At 64.1% G+C, this 13,534-nt stretch carries 12 protein-coding genes; 9 read left to right on the top strand and 3 right to left on the bottom strand.

Annotated features, from left to right (window positions below):
• Positions 1-49: 49 nt before the first annotated feature.
• Positions 50-1,024 (top strand): arginase, encoded by a 975-nt coding sequence (gene rocF, locus QXZ94_RS16220; RefSeq protein WP_315721247.1) that lies wholly within the window; start codon positions 50-52, stop codon positions 1,022-1,024.
• A gap of 70 nt (positions 1,025-1,094) precedes the next feature.
• Here rocF and QXZ94_RS16215 read toward each other — a convergent pair whose 3' ends face one another.
• The gene (locus QXZ94_RS16215; protein ID WP_315726308.1) at positions 1,095-2,726 is read right to left on the bottom strand and encodes an NAD-dependent malic enzyme; all 1,632 of its coding nucleotides are present in this window, start codon (positions 2,724-2,726) and stop codon (positions 1,095-1,097) included.
• 188 nt (positions 2,727-2,914) lie between these two features.
• A complete protein-coding gene (locus QXZ94_RS16210) occupies positions 2,915-4,213 on the bottom strand; it encodes an NRAMP family divalent metal transporter (RefSeq protein ID WP_409998504.1) in 1,299 nt (432 codons plus the stop codon).
• Positions 4,214-4,353: 140 nt separating this feature from the next.
• Between QXZ94_RS16210 and QXZ94_RS16205 the strand changes: the two genes are divergently transcribed.
• The 3 genes from QXZ94_RS16205 to QXZ94_RS16195 all read left to right on the top strand — a co-directional run bounded on the left by QXZ94_RS16205 (position 4,354) and on the right by QXZ94_RS16195 (position 10,198).
• Positions 4,354-8,241, top strand: coding sequence for a response regulator (locus QXZ94_RS16205; protein ID WP_315721245.1), 3,888 nt, complete (start codon positions 4,354-4,356; stop codon positions 8,239-8,241).
• 102 nt (positions 8,242-8,343) lie between these two features.
• Positions 8,344-9,282, top strand: a complete 939-nt coding sequence (locus tag QXZ94_RS16200; RefSeq protein ID WP_315721244.1) for a hypothetical protein — start codon at positions 8,344-8,346, stop codon at positions 9,280-9,282.
• A gap of 652 nt (positions 9,283-9,934) precedes the next feature.
• Positions 9,935-10,198 carry a hypothetical protein gene (locus tag QXZ94_RS16195; protein WP_172112594.1) on the top strand — a complete coding sequence of 88 codons (264 nt, stop codon included), beginning with the start codon at positions 9,935-9,937 and terminating at the stop codon, positions 10,196-10,198.
• 237 nt (positions 10,199-10,435) lie between these two features.
• On the opposite strand, the gene QXZ94_RS16190 is transcribed toward QXZ94_RS16195, so the two are convergent.
• Positions 10,436-10,642 (bottom strand): hypothetical protein, encoded by a 207-nt coding sequence (locus QXZ94_RS16190; protein ID WP_315721243.1) that lies wholly within the window; start codon positions 10,640-10,642, stop codon positions 10,436-10,438.
• Positions 10,643-10,950: 308 nt separating this feature from the next.
• Here QXZ94_RS16190 and QXZ94_RS16185 point away from each other — a divergent pair, with 308 nt between their 5' ends.
• The 5 genes from QXZ94_RS16185 to QXZ94_RS16165 all read left to right on the top strand — a co-directional run bounded on the left by QXZ94_RS16185 (position 10,951) and on the right by QXZ94_RS16165 (position 13,396).
• The gene (locus tag QXZ94_RS16185; protein ID WP_315721242.1) at positions 10,951-11,307 is read left to right on the top strand and encodes a hypothetical protein; all 357 of its coding nucleotides are present in this window, start codon (positions 10,951-10,953) and stop codon (positions 11,305-11,307) included.
• 233 nt (positions 11,308-11,540) lie between these two features.
• A complete protein-coding gene (locus QXZ94_RS16180; protein ID WP_315721241.1) occupies positions 11,541-12,374 on the top strand; it encodes a hypothetical protein in 834 nt (277 codons plus the stop codon).
• A gap of 23 nt (positions 12,375-12,397) precedes the next feature.
• Positions 12,398-12,634 (top strand): hypothetical protein, encoded by a 237-nt coding sequence (locus QXZ94_RS16175; RefSeq protein WP_015665516.1) that lies wholly within the window; start codon positions 12,398-12,400, stop codon positions 12,632-12,634.
• Positions 12,631-12,930 (top strand): hypothetical protein, encoded by a 300-nt coding sequence (locus QXZ94_RS16170; RefSeq protein WP_315721240.1) that lies wholly within the window; start codon positions 12,631-12,633, stop codon positions 12,928-12,930. Before QXZ94_RS16175 ends, QXZ94_RS16170 begins: the two co-directional genes overlap by 4 nt.
• Positions 12,931-12,934: 4 nt before the next feature.
• The gene (locus QXZ94_RS16165) at positions 12,935-13,396 is read left to right on the top strand and encodes a GNAT family N-acetyltransferase (RefSeq protein WP_315721239.1); all 462 of its coding nucleotides are present in this window, start codon (positions 12,935-12,937) and stop codon (positions 13,394-13,396) included.
• Positions 13,397-13,534 lie beyond the last annotated feature (138 nt).

Here is a 13,534-nt window from a genome sequence, read left to right as displayed (position 1 = left end):
TCGAGCTCCGCAGCAGGTATGCTTCGGACGAGCATGAAAGGATCCCGTCTTGGCTTCATCGGATACAGCTCCGCCGCAGCGCATCGCCGTTCTCGGCGCGCCGATCGATCTCGGCGCGTCCGTGCGCGGCACGCTGATGGGGCCGGCTGCCCTGCGCACGGCGGGTCTCATCACCGTGCTCGAGACCCTCGGGCTCGACGTCACCGACTACGGCGATGTCGACATCAGCGATGTGCGGGATCTCGGCGACGCGCCTCCTGCAAAGGCCAAGCACTATCGTCAAATCCAGCGCTGGTCCCAGGTGCTGGCGCGCCGCAGCCATGAATTGGCGCAGACCGGTGCGGTCCCGGTGTTCCTCGGCGGCGACCATTCGCTGTCCATGGGATCGGTGAACGGGATCGCGCGCCATTGCCGCGAGCAGGGGCGGGAACTATTCGTGCTCTGGCTCGACGCGCATGCCGACTACAACACGCCGGAGACGACCATCACCGCCAATATGCACGGCATGTCCGCCGCCTTCCTCTGCGGTGAGCCTGGCCTCGATGGCCTGCTCGGCGATGAGACGCGGGCGAGCATCACTCCCGAGCAGCTCGAGCTGTTCGGCATCCGCTCGATCGACAAGGCGGAGAAGGAGCTCTTGCGGCTGCGGCGCATCAGCATTGCCGACATGCGCGCCATCGACGAGTTCGGTGTCGGCGTGTTGATGCGGCGCGTGCTCGACAAGGTCCGGGCGCGCGACGGTCTCCTGCATGTCAGTTTCGACGTCGACTTCCTCGATCCCGACGTGGCGCCGGGCGTCGGCACCACCGTGCCTGGCGGCGCGACCTACCGCGAGGCTCATCTCATCATGGAGCTGCTGCACGATTCCGGTCTGGTGCGCTCCGTCGACATCGTCGAGCTCAACCCGTTTCTCGACGAGCGCGGCAGGACCGCGCGCGTGGCGGTCGAGCTGATTGCGAGCCTGTTCGGCCAGCAGATCACCGACCGGCCGACCCCGAGCAACGCGATCGTGCCTGATCAATAGCTCTTCGAAGGAACGGGTCTTCGCAACCGCGGATGCCTCGTGAACGGCCGAGGCATCCGCAAGCCGGCGATCAGTAGCGCGCGTCGTACATCTTCGACTCCACGAAGCCGAGCAGGTCGTTCGGCGCGGGCCCCGTGGCGAGTCCGTTCTGATAGGCCACACCGGCGACCGCCGCACCGATATGGGCCGACACTTCGCGGATGCGCGGCAGGGCGGGGTAAAGGCTGCCCTGCTCGAGATCGGCGCCGGTGACGCAGTTCGCCAGCGTGTGGGCCGCGGCCATGAACATCTCGTCCGTCACCAGCCGCGCGCCGCTGGCGATGGCGCCGAGGCCGACGCCGGGGAAGATGTAGGAGTTGTTGCCCTGGCGCGGCACGAAGGTCTTGCCGTCGAGCTTGACCGGATCGTAGGGGCTGCCGCAGGCGAACAGCGCGCGGCCCTGGGTGTAGCGATAGGCCGCCTCCGCCGAACATTCGGCCTTCGAGGTCGGGTTGGAGAGCGCGAAGATGATCGGGCGCTCGTTCAACTCCGCCATGGCCTGCAGCACCTCCGGCGTGAACGCGCCGCCGACCGCCGCCACGCCGACGATCGCCGTCGGCTTGAGCGTCTTGATCGCGGTCAGGAAGTCTGCGATCGGTGCCTGGTCGTGCGCATAACGCAGCTTATGGCCGTGCAGGTTCTCGCGTCCCTTGATGACGAGACCGCGCGAATCCGTCAGCCAGTTGCGTCGCAACGCCTCGGCTTCCGACAGCCCCTCGGCCATCATGGCGGACACGACGAGGTCGGCGATGCCAGTCGCGGCCTCGCCGGCGCCGAGGAACAGCACGGTCTGGTCGGCCAGCTTGCCGCCGGTGATACGCAAGGCCGAGAACAGGCCTGCCAGCGCCACGGCTGCCGTGCCCTGGATGTCGTCGTTGAAGACGCAAGCGTCGTCGCGATATTTGTGAAGCAGCTTGAAGGCCGCGTGGTTGGCGAAGTCCTCGAACTGAATCAGCACGCCGGGGAAGGCGGCGCGGGCCGCCGTCATGAACTCATCGACAAATGAATCATAGGCGTCGCCGCCGAGGCGCTTCTGGCGCAGTCCGATGTAGTACGGGTCGTTCAGCAGCTCCTCGTTGTTGGTGCCGACGTCGAGCATGACCGGGAGGCATTCCTCGGGATGAATGCCCGCGCAGGCCGAGTACAGCGACAGCTTGCCGACCGGAATGCCCATTCCGTTGGCGCCGAGATCGCCGAGACCGAGGATGCGCTCGCCGTCGGTGACGACGATCAGCTTGGCACGGTAAGGCCAGTTGGACAGGATCTCGGCAATCCGGCCGCGATCATTGGCCGAGATGAACAGGCCGCGCGGGCGCTGGAAGATCAGGCCGTATTTCTGACAGGCGAGACCGACGGTCGGCGTGTAGATCAGCGGCTGGATCTCGTCGATGTTGTCGCAGACCACCCGGAAGAACAGCGCCTCGTTGCGGTCATGCAGCGCGTTGAGCGCGACGTACTTCTCGAGATCGTTGGACAGGCTGCGAAGATTGACCAGGATCCGCTCGGCCTGGGCCTGCATCGACATCACGCCCGCGGGCAGGAAGCCGCGCAGGCCCAGCGCATCGCGCTCCTGCTCGGTGAAGCCGGTCCCCTTGTTGAGCAAGGGATCCCGCAGCAGAGCGAGTCCGCGGGGGGAAAAAGTGGGCAGCGTCGGTGCGCTCATGCGTTGCGGTTGGGTCAAGGCAGTCTCCGAGGTCCTCTGTTCGTGCGCCAATCCGGAGCGCGCCTGCGTTGATCGGGATCAATCGCGGCCGGATGGCGGGACCGGACTGTTAACACAGTTTGCGTTTCGCGTTGCACCAATGACGTTGTGCAACTGCGTTGCCGGCGACGGGAGATCGCGGTGGTCGCTCAAGCGCGTCCTGTGACGAATGACCACAGCAGCGCCAGGACCGCGATCGCCATGATCGCGGTGCCGATCCATCCCAGCGCTATGAGCCAGGACCGGCCGCGGAAGCGGCCCATCAGGTCCGCATTGGAGACGATGACCATCATCATTGCCATGATCGGGACGGCGGCGATGCCGTTGAGCACGGCGCTCCACACCAGCATGTGGATCGAATCGATGCCGGTAAAGCCCAGCCCGAAGCCGATGAGGGTTGCGGCTGCAATGATGCTGTAGAAGCCGGCCGCCTCGCCCGGCTTGGCCTCGAGGGTCGCGTGCCAGCCGAAGATCTCGGCAACGCCGTAGGCCGCCGATCCCGCCAATACTGGGATCGCCAGCATTCCGGTGCCGATGATGCCCAGCGCGAACAGCAGGAAGGTGAAATCCCCGGCCAGCGGCCGCAGGGCCTCGGCCGCCTGCGTCGCGGAGTCGATCTTGGTGACCCCGTTGCCGTGCAGGACGGTCGCGGTCGTCAGGATGACGAAGAAGGCGATCGCGTTAGAGAAGATCATGCCGATCGTCGTGTCGATCCTCATGCGCCTGAGTTCGGGATGGTCCTTCTTCGACAGCTCGCGCAAGGGACGATCGACCTGGCCCTGGTTCATCTCCTCGACCTCCTGCGAGGCCTGCCAGAAGAACAGATAGGGGCTTATCGTGGTGCCGAGCACGGCGACGACCGTCAGCAGATAGTCGGCGTTCGTCGATAGGTTCGGCCACACTGCGGCGAGCAGGGCCGTGCTCCAGGGCACCTTCACCATCAGCGCCGTCGCCACGTAGGCGAACAGGCTGAGGGTGAGCACCTTGATCGCCGGCGCGTAGCGGCGATAGGGCAGGAACACCTGCAGCAATGTCGAGGCCGCGGCGAAGATCAGCGCATGCTCGTGGTTGAGGCCGCCGATGACCAGTGAGAGGGACTCCGCCATGGCGGCAATGTCGGCAGCGATGTTGAAGGTATTCGCGCCAACCAGCAGCGCCACGAGTCCGAACACGATCGGGCGCGGCGCGACCGCCGTGATGTTGGCGGCGAGGCCTTTTCCGGTGACGCGGCCGATGCGGGCGCTGACCAGCTGAATCGCGATCATGAAAGGCGTCGTGAGAAAGACCGTCCACAACAGCCCGTAGCCGAACTGTGCGCCGGCCTGGGAGTAGGTCGCGATGCCCGAGGGGTCGTCATCGGCGGCGCCCGTCACGAGGCCGGGACCCAGCAGCCGGAATACGCTCCAGGCTGATCTCCTCGGTTTGTTCGGCTGGGACTGTCCAATCATGGTCACGTGGCGGTTCCCCGTGAGCGCGGCGACGCATGTCTCTCGAAGTCGCAACGGCTCCTTTTTGTTCCGGGCGCTGGAACCGGAGGCGGATACCGACGTTGCCGCTCGCGGTGGAGTTCGTGAGCAGGGGGGGGCGTTTGCCGGATCGGCAATCAGCGCAGGATCAGAAGCCAGGCACAGCCGAGCGCGAGCGCCTGTTTGCTGGCGGGAGCGAGCTCGCCACTCTGATGCTGAAGCACGATTGGGAGAGTACGCCGACCGGCCCCCCGGAGCATTGGCCGCAGAGTCTGAAGACGGCCGTGCGGATCATGCTCACGTCGCAGCAGCCGATCTGGATCGGGTGGGGAAAGGACCTGATCTATCTCTACAACGATGCCTACAAGTCCATTATCGGCGGCAAGCATCCCTGGGCGCTGGGACGTCCGACCGCCGTGGTCTGGCACGAGATCTGGGAGGACATCGATCCGCTGCTCGCAAAAGCCAGCGGCGGCGACGAGGGGACCTATGTCGAGGCCCAGCTCCTGATCATGGAGCGCAACGGCTTTCCCGAGGAGACCTACTACACGTTCTCCTATAGCCCCATTCCCGACGACGACGGCTCACCCGGCGGCATCTTCTGTGCCAACACCGACGATACGCAGCGAGTGATCAGCGAGCGCCAGCTGTCGCTGTTGCGGGAGCTTGCGAATGCGGGAGCCGAGGCGCGCAGCATCGATCAGGCCTGCGCGAGCTGCGCCCGCGCCCTGGCCCGGGAGCCGCGCGATCTTCCTTTCGCGATGATCTACATGACCGAGCCGGATGGCGAGACGGCGCGGCTCGAAGCCTTGACCGGGATCGACCGCGACCATCCTGCGGTCGAGTCGCGCTCGCGGATTCAAGCGGAGGAAACGTGGCCGCTGGCCGAAGCGCTGCATCGTCAGGCTGCGGTGCTGGTTCGCGATCTCCCGCATCGGTTCGACACGGCCTTTCCAAGCGGGGGATGGCGTCAGCCCCCGACGCAGGCTGTGGTTCTGCCGCTTCCCTCGTCCAGAGAGGCCGGGCGCAGCGGCTTCGTCATCGCAGGGCTCAATCCGTTCCGGCTCTATGACGAAAGCTACGCGCGCTTCCTGAACCTCGTCGCGGGACAGATCGCGGCGGCCGTCAGCAATGGCGGCGCCTACGAGGCGGAGCGGCGTCGCGCCGAGGCGCTGGCCGAGGTCGATCGTGCCAAGACGACGTTCTTCTCCAACATCAGCCATGAGTTTCGTACTCCTCTGACGCTGATGTTGAGCCCGCTCGAGGACATCCTCGGCCGCGACGGGGCATCCATTGGTAGCGAAGAACGATCTGTCCTTAGTCTGATCCATCGCAACGGCATCCGGCTGCTGAAGCTGGTCAACACGCTGCTCGACTTCTCGCGGATCGAGGCCGGGCGCATGACGGCGAACTTCGAGCCGGTGGATCTCGTGGCCTTCACCGAGGAACTCGTCTCCACCTTCCGCTCGGCAACCGATCGTGCCGGCCTCCGGCTCCGCATCGATGCGACCGCTCTTCCCGAGCCGGTCTATGTCGACCGCGACATGTGGGAGAAGATCGTCCTCAACCTGATCTCCAATGCCTTCAAGTTCACCTTGGGTGAGATCGCCGTGTCGATCGGCGTGTCCGCTGATCGCCGTCACGCCGAGCTCCGGGTTTGCGATACCGGCACCGGCATTCCGCCCGGCGAACTGCCGCATCTGTTCGAGCGGTTTCGCCGCATCGAGGGAGCGCGCGGCCGGTCCTTCGAAGGCAGCGGTATCGGCCTTGCTCTGGTGCAGGAGCTGGTGAAGCTCCATGGCGGCGACATCACGGCCGAGAGCGAGCTCGGCCGCGGCTCGGTGTTCTCGCTCCGCATTCCGCTGGGGGCGGCGCATCTGCCGGCCGGCCAGCTCGGCATCTCGCAATCCCAGTCCGTCACGAACAGGCGTGCGCAAGCCTATATCGACGAGGCCTTGGGCTGGCTCAATGGCGATGCTTCGATCGATCTTCCGCACCCATCCTCGGCCGACGATCTTGGTGTCCGTGCCGCGACGGCCCGTCGCGATCGCGTGGTGCTGGCCGACGACAATCCCGACATGCGCGACTATGTGCGGCGCCTGCTTGGCGAAGACTACGAGGTGGAGGCCGTCGCGGACGGCCGTGCCGCTCTCGATGCCACACGCCGGCGCCGCCCTGACCTGGTCCTGACTGACGTGATGATGCCGGAGCTCGACGGCTTCGGTCTTTTGAAGGCGCTGCGCAGTGACGCGCAGCTGCGCGACATTCCCGTGGTCATGCTGTCGGCGCGAGCCGGGGAAGAGGCGAAGGTCGAGGGGCTCGATGCGGGGGCCAGCGATTATCTCAGCAAGCCGTTCAGCGCGCGCGAGCTGCTGGCCCGGGTGCGCGCCAACATCGACCTCGCGCGTGTCAGGCGCGAGGCGGAGACCACGCTGCGCGAGCTGAACGAGCGGCTCGAGGCGCAGGTCTCGGAGCGCACCGCGGAGCTGCAGGCCAAGGAAGCGCGGCTGCGCACGATCTTCGAGGCGAGCTACACGTTCCAGGCGCTTCTGGCGTCCGATGGTACGCTGCTCGACGCCAATGCGACGTTGCTAGAGGCGATCGCCGCGCCGCTGCACGATGTCGCTGGGCTGCCGTTCTGGGAGACGCCGTGGTTTGCGGGCACGCCGGGCATGCCCGAGGTGATCAGATCTTTGGTCGATGCAGTGGCCCGTGGCGACGAGGCCCGACGGGAGCTTCAACTCGATCTCCCGGTCGGCGGTTGGCGATGGTTTGATTTCCAGATGCGGCCGGTGCGGGACGAGACCGGGCAGGTCGTCGCCATCGTGCCCGAGGCGGTGGAGCTGACCGAGCGTCGCAAGGCGGAGGAGGCATTCCGCCAGGCACAGAAGATGGAGGCGATCGGCCAGCTCACCGGTGGCGTCGCGCACGACTTCAACAATCTGCTGACCGTGATCAGGTCATCGGCCGATCTGCTGCGCCGTCGCCAGTTGTCCCCGGAGCGCATGCGTCGCTATGTGGATGCGATCTCGGACACGGCTGACCGGGCGGCCAAGCTGACGGGGCAACTGCTCGCCTTCGCTCGCCGCACGCCGATGGAGCGCCAGGTGTTTGATGCGGCCGGGCACATCGAGCAGATCGAGGACATGCTGCAGACCGTGCTCGGCGCGCCGGCGGTCATCGAGCTCGACCTGCGCTCGCGGCCGCTGCCGGTCGACGTCGACGTCAATCAGTTCGAGACGGCGCTCGTGAACCTCGTTGCCAATGCGCGCGACGCGATGAATGGCCGGGGTGTCCTGACCATTCGCGGGGACCGGGTTCAACAGGACGGCCCGGTCGGCTTGCAGCAATTCATATCGGTGGCCGTCAGTGACACCGGATGCGGCATCGCTGCCGATCAGATCGATCGCATCTTCGAACCGTTCTTCACCACCAAGGGCGTCGGGCGCGGCACCGGTCTCGGCCTGTCGCAGGTCTACGGCTTCGTCCATCAGTCCGGCGGGCGGGTGCTCGCCGACAGCGAGCTCGGCAAGGGCACCACGCTGACCTTGCTGCTTCCGCTCACCTCCAAGCCGCTGGGACCGCGCGAGCGGAGCGAGCATGGTCCCGAGGTGCTCGCTGCACGCTGGAATGTGCTGGTTGTCGAGGACAACCCGGAGATCGGCGAGTTCTCGACGCAGCTGCTCGAAGACCTCGGCTACCGGACCGCCCTGGCGCGCAGCGGCCTCGACGCGCTCAGGATGATCGATGACAATCCCGACGGCTTCGACCTCGTACTCAGCGACGTCGTGATGCCGGGAATGGACGGCGTCACCCTCGGCCAGGAGATCCGCCGGCGGCTTCCCACGATTCCGATTGTGCTCAACAGCGGATATAGCGACGTGCTGGCCGACGGCGACCGCCACGGCTTCAGCCTGATCCACAAACCCTATTCGGTGGACGAGCTGTCGCGCGTGCTGCGTCAGGTGATGGCCTCGCGAGGCGCTGCCAGATCGATGCCCTCCGAGTGAAGCCGTAGGGCCACTGTCCCCCATTGATCGTCGTGTTTGCTCATCCCGCGCTTGAAGCCGGACTTTGTCCCGGAGTAGTTTTGGCCGATGGGGGACGTCGGAATGGCGTGCGAGGAATTGGTGCATGGCGCCAGCTGGGCGCTGCGGAGGGTCCATGCTGTTGTCGTCGGCGCGGCGCTGGTCGTCAGCGGCGGCGCGTTCGCAAAGGACGATGAGCCGGATTCGCCGCCGTCAGGTCTCGCCAACGTCTACATCGATTTCCGCACGAACTATGCCTATGTGCCGGGCGGGGCGCTGTCGACCGGACTCGGCGATTCCTCTCTGTTCGGAACCCTGTCGCAGATCGCGACCCTGCGTCAGCTGCTCGACCGTCCGACCGCGCCGGGACGCCCGCTTTTGTCGGCGCCCACCAACCAGGGGGTCGGGGTCGACGTTCCGCTGACGGTCGATCTCGGCGAGGCGCTCTCGCTCTATGGCGGCTTCACCGGCAGCACGTCCTATAACGGGCTGTCGGGCTGGTCCGACGTCGCCGTCACGAGCTGGTTCCTCGGCTTCCAGGCTGATGTCTATCAGCAGAGCGGCGGCATATTTCCTACCTTGACGTTGCAATCGACGCTGACGCGTGCGGTGCCGGACTCGCCATTGGCGACCACCTCGTTCAATACCGTGGTGGAAGCGAAATATGCGCTCGACCCGGATGAGATGCGAGGCTGGCTCGCGGGCGTTCAATACACCCACGTCGAGGTCGACTCGGTTCTTGCGCGCGTCGGGAGCACGACGGCCGGCTATGTCGGCGGCTTCTATCAGTGGGACAACAACTGGAAGGTTTCTGCGCGCGCCGGCATTCAGTCGTTCGGCGGCGCGCAGCTGCTCGCCGCCACGCCGATTGCGTCCTACACGCAGCCGCTGCTCAGGCTCGATCTCGATCGCATGGACGACGACGACAACCGCCTGTTCGGCATCACCGCGCAGATCGCCTGGGCGCCGAAGCCGGTCTATCAGCTAACCGTGAGGACGCCACTCTATGCGATCAAGGACTGATCGCATCAGACGACGAGCTCATCGTGCCTGACGCCGACGAGCGGGCTTTGAGGCCGAAGACCGCTGACGATCGCAGCAAATCGTTGCGCTTGACACGTCGGGCAAATCAGGCGCATTTTGGCACCATCGAAAAATCGTAGAGCCCGCACCGAATCCTCGGTCGCGGGCTTTTTGTTGAGCCCGCCGCATCCGCGCCGGGTGGCGCGTATGACGGTCATCTTTCGATCGGATTTGACACGTCGGGCAAATCACCGGCATAGTGCCATCATCGAATTTTCCGAAATCGCCGGATGTGGCGCCCGCGCGTGGCGGCTGCAGGCCTTTGCCATCGAGCCGCGGGGCCGATGGCGCGCGACGCAGCGTGCTCAGATGCATCAATATTGGCCGGCCGGCGCGAACCGGCCGGTCCGCGGGCGCGGCGTCGGTCGCTACGCCTGCTGCGGCCCCTCGCATGAGCCGGGGGATAGGGTTCGCGCCCGAAACGATCGCGCCGTTGGCAGCGATCTGCCGCGCTTCTTATCGAACGCAGGGGGAGAGAGATGACCGCCTGTTTGATCACGCTCGCCCTGATCGGTCTCGTGATGATGGCGTTCGTCGACGCGATCTGATGAGGACCACCACGTTGCATTGAAGTCAGTTCCGGGAACGACCCATGTCAAAAACCATCACCGAAATCCGCTCAATGGCGCGGAGCCATACCAAGACCGCGATCAACACGCTGGTCGGCGTGATGCGCTCGACCAAGGCAACCCACGCGGCGCGGGTGTCGGCCGCCAACGCCATCCTCGACCGCGGCTGGGGCAAAGCGCCTCAGGCGCTGCAGAACGGCGAAGACGGCGCGCTGGAATTGATTCATCGCATCGAGCGTGTGATCGTGCATCCTGAAGCGGCGGACGAAGAGCAGGAGGAAGAGTGACCTGAGGGCGCGGGAGACAGCCCGGGCTCCGCGCTTCTCGTTGCTCGAAGGGTCGTTGCAAGGAATCGTCGCCATAAAGTTCTTGCTTTGTACTCTTGGCTTGTCGATAGTGCGGAGGCTCATTCGGAGGTAGCGGTGCGTGTCAGCAGGGGCGGGCTTTTAGCTAGTGCAGTCTTGACGCCGGATCCGTCGGTACGGAGTTTTCGTTCGCTCGAACGGCTAGGCGCCGTCGCAACGCTACTGTTGGTTTTCTCGTGCAGCGTGGGTTTTGCTCACGATTTCGTCCTCAATTATGCGGTCGAAGCGAACGAGGAAATCGATGCCGGTAAGCTTGACGACTGTGGCTATGGGCAGAGTTGCGAAATCCGCGCTGCGGGTCTGAGCATTGGGATTGTTGTTCAGCGCGGCGTCACGGATCTTCCGACCATCGATATGGCTGTTCAAGGGCCACCTGGCTGCTGCCAGGTGGCCGATGCCAGCGCAACATTCCATTCGACAGTCAGATCCGGTTCGCTGCAGCTAGCGATCTATCGGCGTGTCAAAAGAGACCGGGACGAATTTGTCAGGAGCGCGTTCTTTCAGAACGAACGAATCGGCAGGATTCACCTTCGATTTTCGCGAGCGAACTAGGCGAAGCAGTCGCGGGGCTTCAACAGCAGGAATGATGGGACATGACCAACGGGACGAAACGTCTTCGGTTTTCGGTCGAGTCCTGGCTCGAATGATCGAGCCATCGGCGACGAGGTGATGTTGTGCGATTGAACAAGGGTGGGCTGATCGCTTCGGGGCTTTACGTCATCCATTTTGCGTTGTTCGGCTGCCTGTCTCATTTCGCGGGGTTGAAGGCCAGTGTGTTGCTGGCCGAAATCGCCGTTCTTCCAGCCGGTATGGTTCTTGGGCCGGTATGGTCCGCGCTCGGTCTTCATGATCCGCCCTTTGAAGCCGGCTCTTGGATGAACAGCTATCTGTTCTATTTCCCCGTGAGCCTGTTTATTTCCTACATGCTTGGATGGCTACTGCATGGATCGTGGACGTTGCTCGTCAGAGTCGTCGGTCCCAGCTTGAACCGGCTCGACAATCGTCTCATCAGACGGTGTCATCGCGATTGACGGCGCTGAACCCCGCCTGGCTCACTCAGCTGGATTGCAGCTTGAGACCGCGGGAAGGTCATTGCTCGGCATGATCCTGAATTCAAATCGTTTCGGGTGCTGCCGCATCGTGAAATGGCCTGGCGCTGAATTGCCCGCCTTGGCTCGCTCGTGGATGTTTGCTCCGTCGCATGGCGCCAAACGCAATGCTGTGATCCGGCACAGCCTATTCAAACGCCCCTCTCGGCGAACCTATGGAGACGATTGTGGCCGCTCGACACTCATTTACGTTCCAGATCAATCCCGGATTGCCCGGCCACGCCGCCGTCGTCGTCAACGATCCGGCCGGACAAGTGTATGCTGGTTTCGGTCCGGAGCATCATGGCTCTATCTCAGACAAGGGCAGCTTCAACGCTCATTCGATGCAGAATGGCAAAGCACCGCCGAACGACTTTTCCAGTGTCGTAGATGACGGCCAGTATGCAACGTTCACGGTTCCGATCACCGAACGACAAGCAGGTTTCGCGCGTCGCGAGATCGAGAAGCTCAAGGCGGAGTCTCTTTGGTACAGCGGTTGGGACCTTGCCCGTCTTTCCCGGGACCCTCGGATCTGTACGACGATCGTCAACCGCATCACTGAAGCCGCGGGCCTCGGAAAGCATCTCTATCCGATCCCGCAAGCCAACTATGAGTATCTGTCCGATATCGCCGACACTCTCGCGAAGGATCCTAAAGCGCAGCGCTTGGCTCGAACGGGATTGCCGGTCCCCGAAGCTCTGCGCGGAATTCAGAAGGACTATGCCTATGTAGGCGGCGGGGCTGACACTCCCTCCGAGCGATTGGGACGTTTTCCCAGTGGAGCGAACGGCGGCGAGCGGACGGAGCCTGCCTCATCTTTCGATGCGCGGTTTGGGGACTGGATCGATGAAACGGCGGGAGCCGCGCCTCCGGAGCGGGGCGAGTCAGGTTCGATCGTCGAAGAGCGTCAGCCGGTGCGCCGTCTGAGGTCACGGCGGGTGTCCTCCGGGGCCCAATCCGTGTTCGAAACCGGAGCTCCGCCCGTGCCATTCCTGTTCGATCGAGATTAACACCTGGAAGAAGCAGGTGATCATTGTCCACCCTCAAGATCCCCACTGCGAAAGTGTTCGAGCCGTTGCTCGCGCCGGCGCGCTACAAGGGCGCGTTCGGTGGCCGCGGCTCGGGCAAGCTGCTCGTCTGGGACAAGGTTCTTGGCCTCGGCTCGACGGATCCGCTGGCGGGCTTTGCGTCGACGACGGCAAACCTCGTCATTTCCTTCTACTTCGCCAAGCGCGGCTTCGAGAACGTTGCGAGGATCATCAGGCGATGAACATCACGCAAGACGAGATCAGGACCGTCGTCGCGGAGACGCTGGCCAAGCAGAGTCAGCTTCAGCGCGACGAGATCGATGCTGTCGTGATGAGGGCGATCGTGACCATTCTCACCTCCTTTGGCATCGAGGAGGAGGATAGGAAGGAACTGCGAGCCGATTTTCAGCACTTGCGGCGCTGGCGCAAGAGCGTCGAGCAGGCGCAGAGCTATACATTCAAGGCCGTCATCACCGTCATCGCAACCGGACTGGTCGGCGCGGTGTGGCTCGGCATCAAAGTCGTGCTGGGCAGGTGATGTCGTGCCGAGCGAAATCCCGCGGCGAGCACGCCGCTTCCGCATCAGCGAGGTCGACGCCTGCGAGCCTGACATCCTCGAGACGCTGAAGGATCTCCACATGCGTACCTTCCTCGATCGGGCGCCTTTGCCCGATTTCGAGGTCGGAAACTGGTGGGTCACGACCGAGCTCGATCAGCCCGTTGCATTCGCTGGAATCATACCGTCGGTGATGGGCGTCGGAATCGGTTATCTTTCCAGAGTTGGCGTTGTCCGGGAACTCTGCGGACACGGCCTTCAACGCCGCATGATGCGTGCGATCGAGCAGCACGCGCGACGCTCCGGTCTGTACTGCATCGTGTCGGATACGACGAGCAACATCGCCTCTGCAAACAATTTCATTCGCCGCGGCTATGTATTGTTTCAACCCGATCGCCCTTGGGCATGGGGGAACTCGCTCTATTGGCGCAAGATGATCGGGCGGTGAGCTCTTGAAGGGCTTCGTTGCGTCGCAGCAGGGAGAGCCGCCGGGCAACCCGGACGTGGGCTTTTTTTGCCGATGTGATTAGGCTAACTCTCTCTTGTCCTGACGTGGGAGGAATCGGCGCCGGGGCGCGAACGCCAA

The sequence above is a fragment of the Bradyrhizobium sp. SZCCHNS2022 genome, from assembly GCF_032377575.1.
GTDB lineage: Bacteria > Pseudomonadota > Alphaproteobacteria > Rhizobiales > Xanthobacteraceae > Bradyrhizobium > Bradyrhizobium aeschynomenes.
This window is presented reverse-complemented; position numbering and strand designations above follow the sequence as displayed.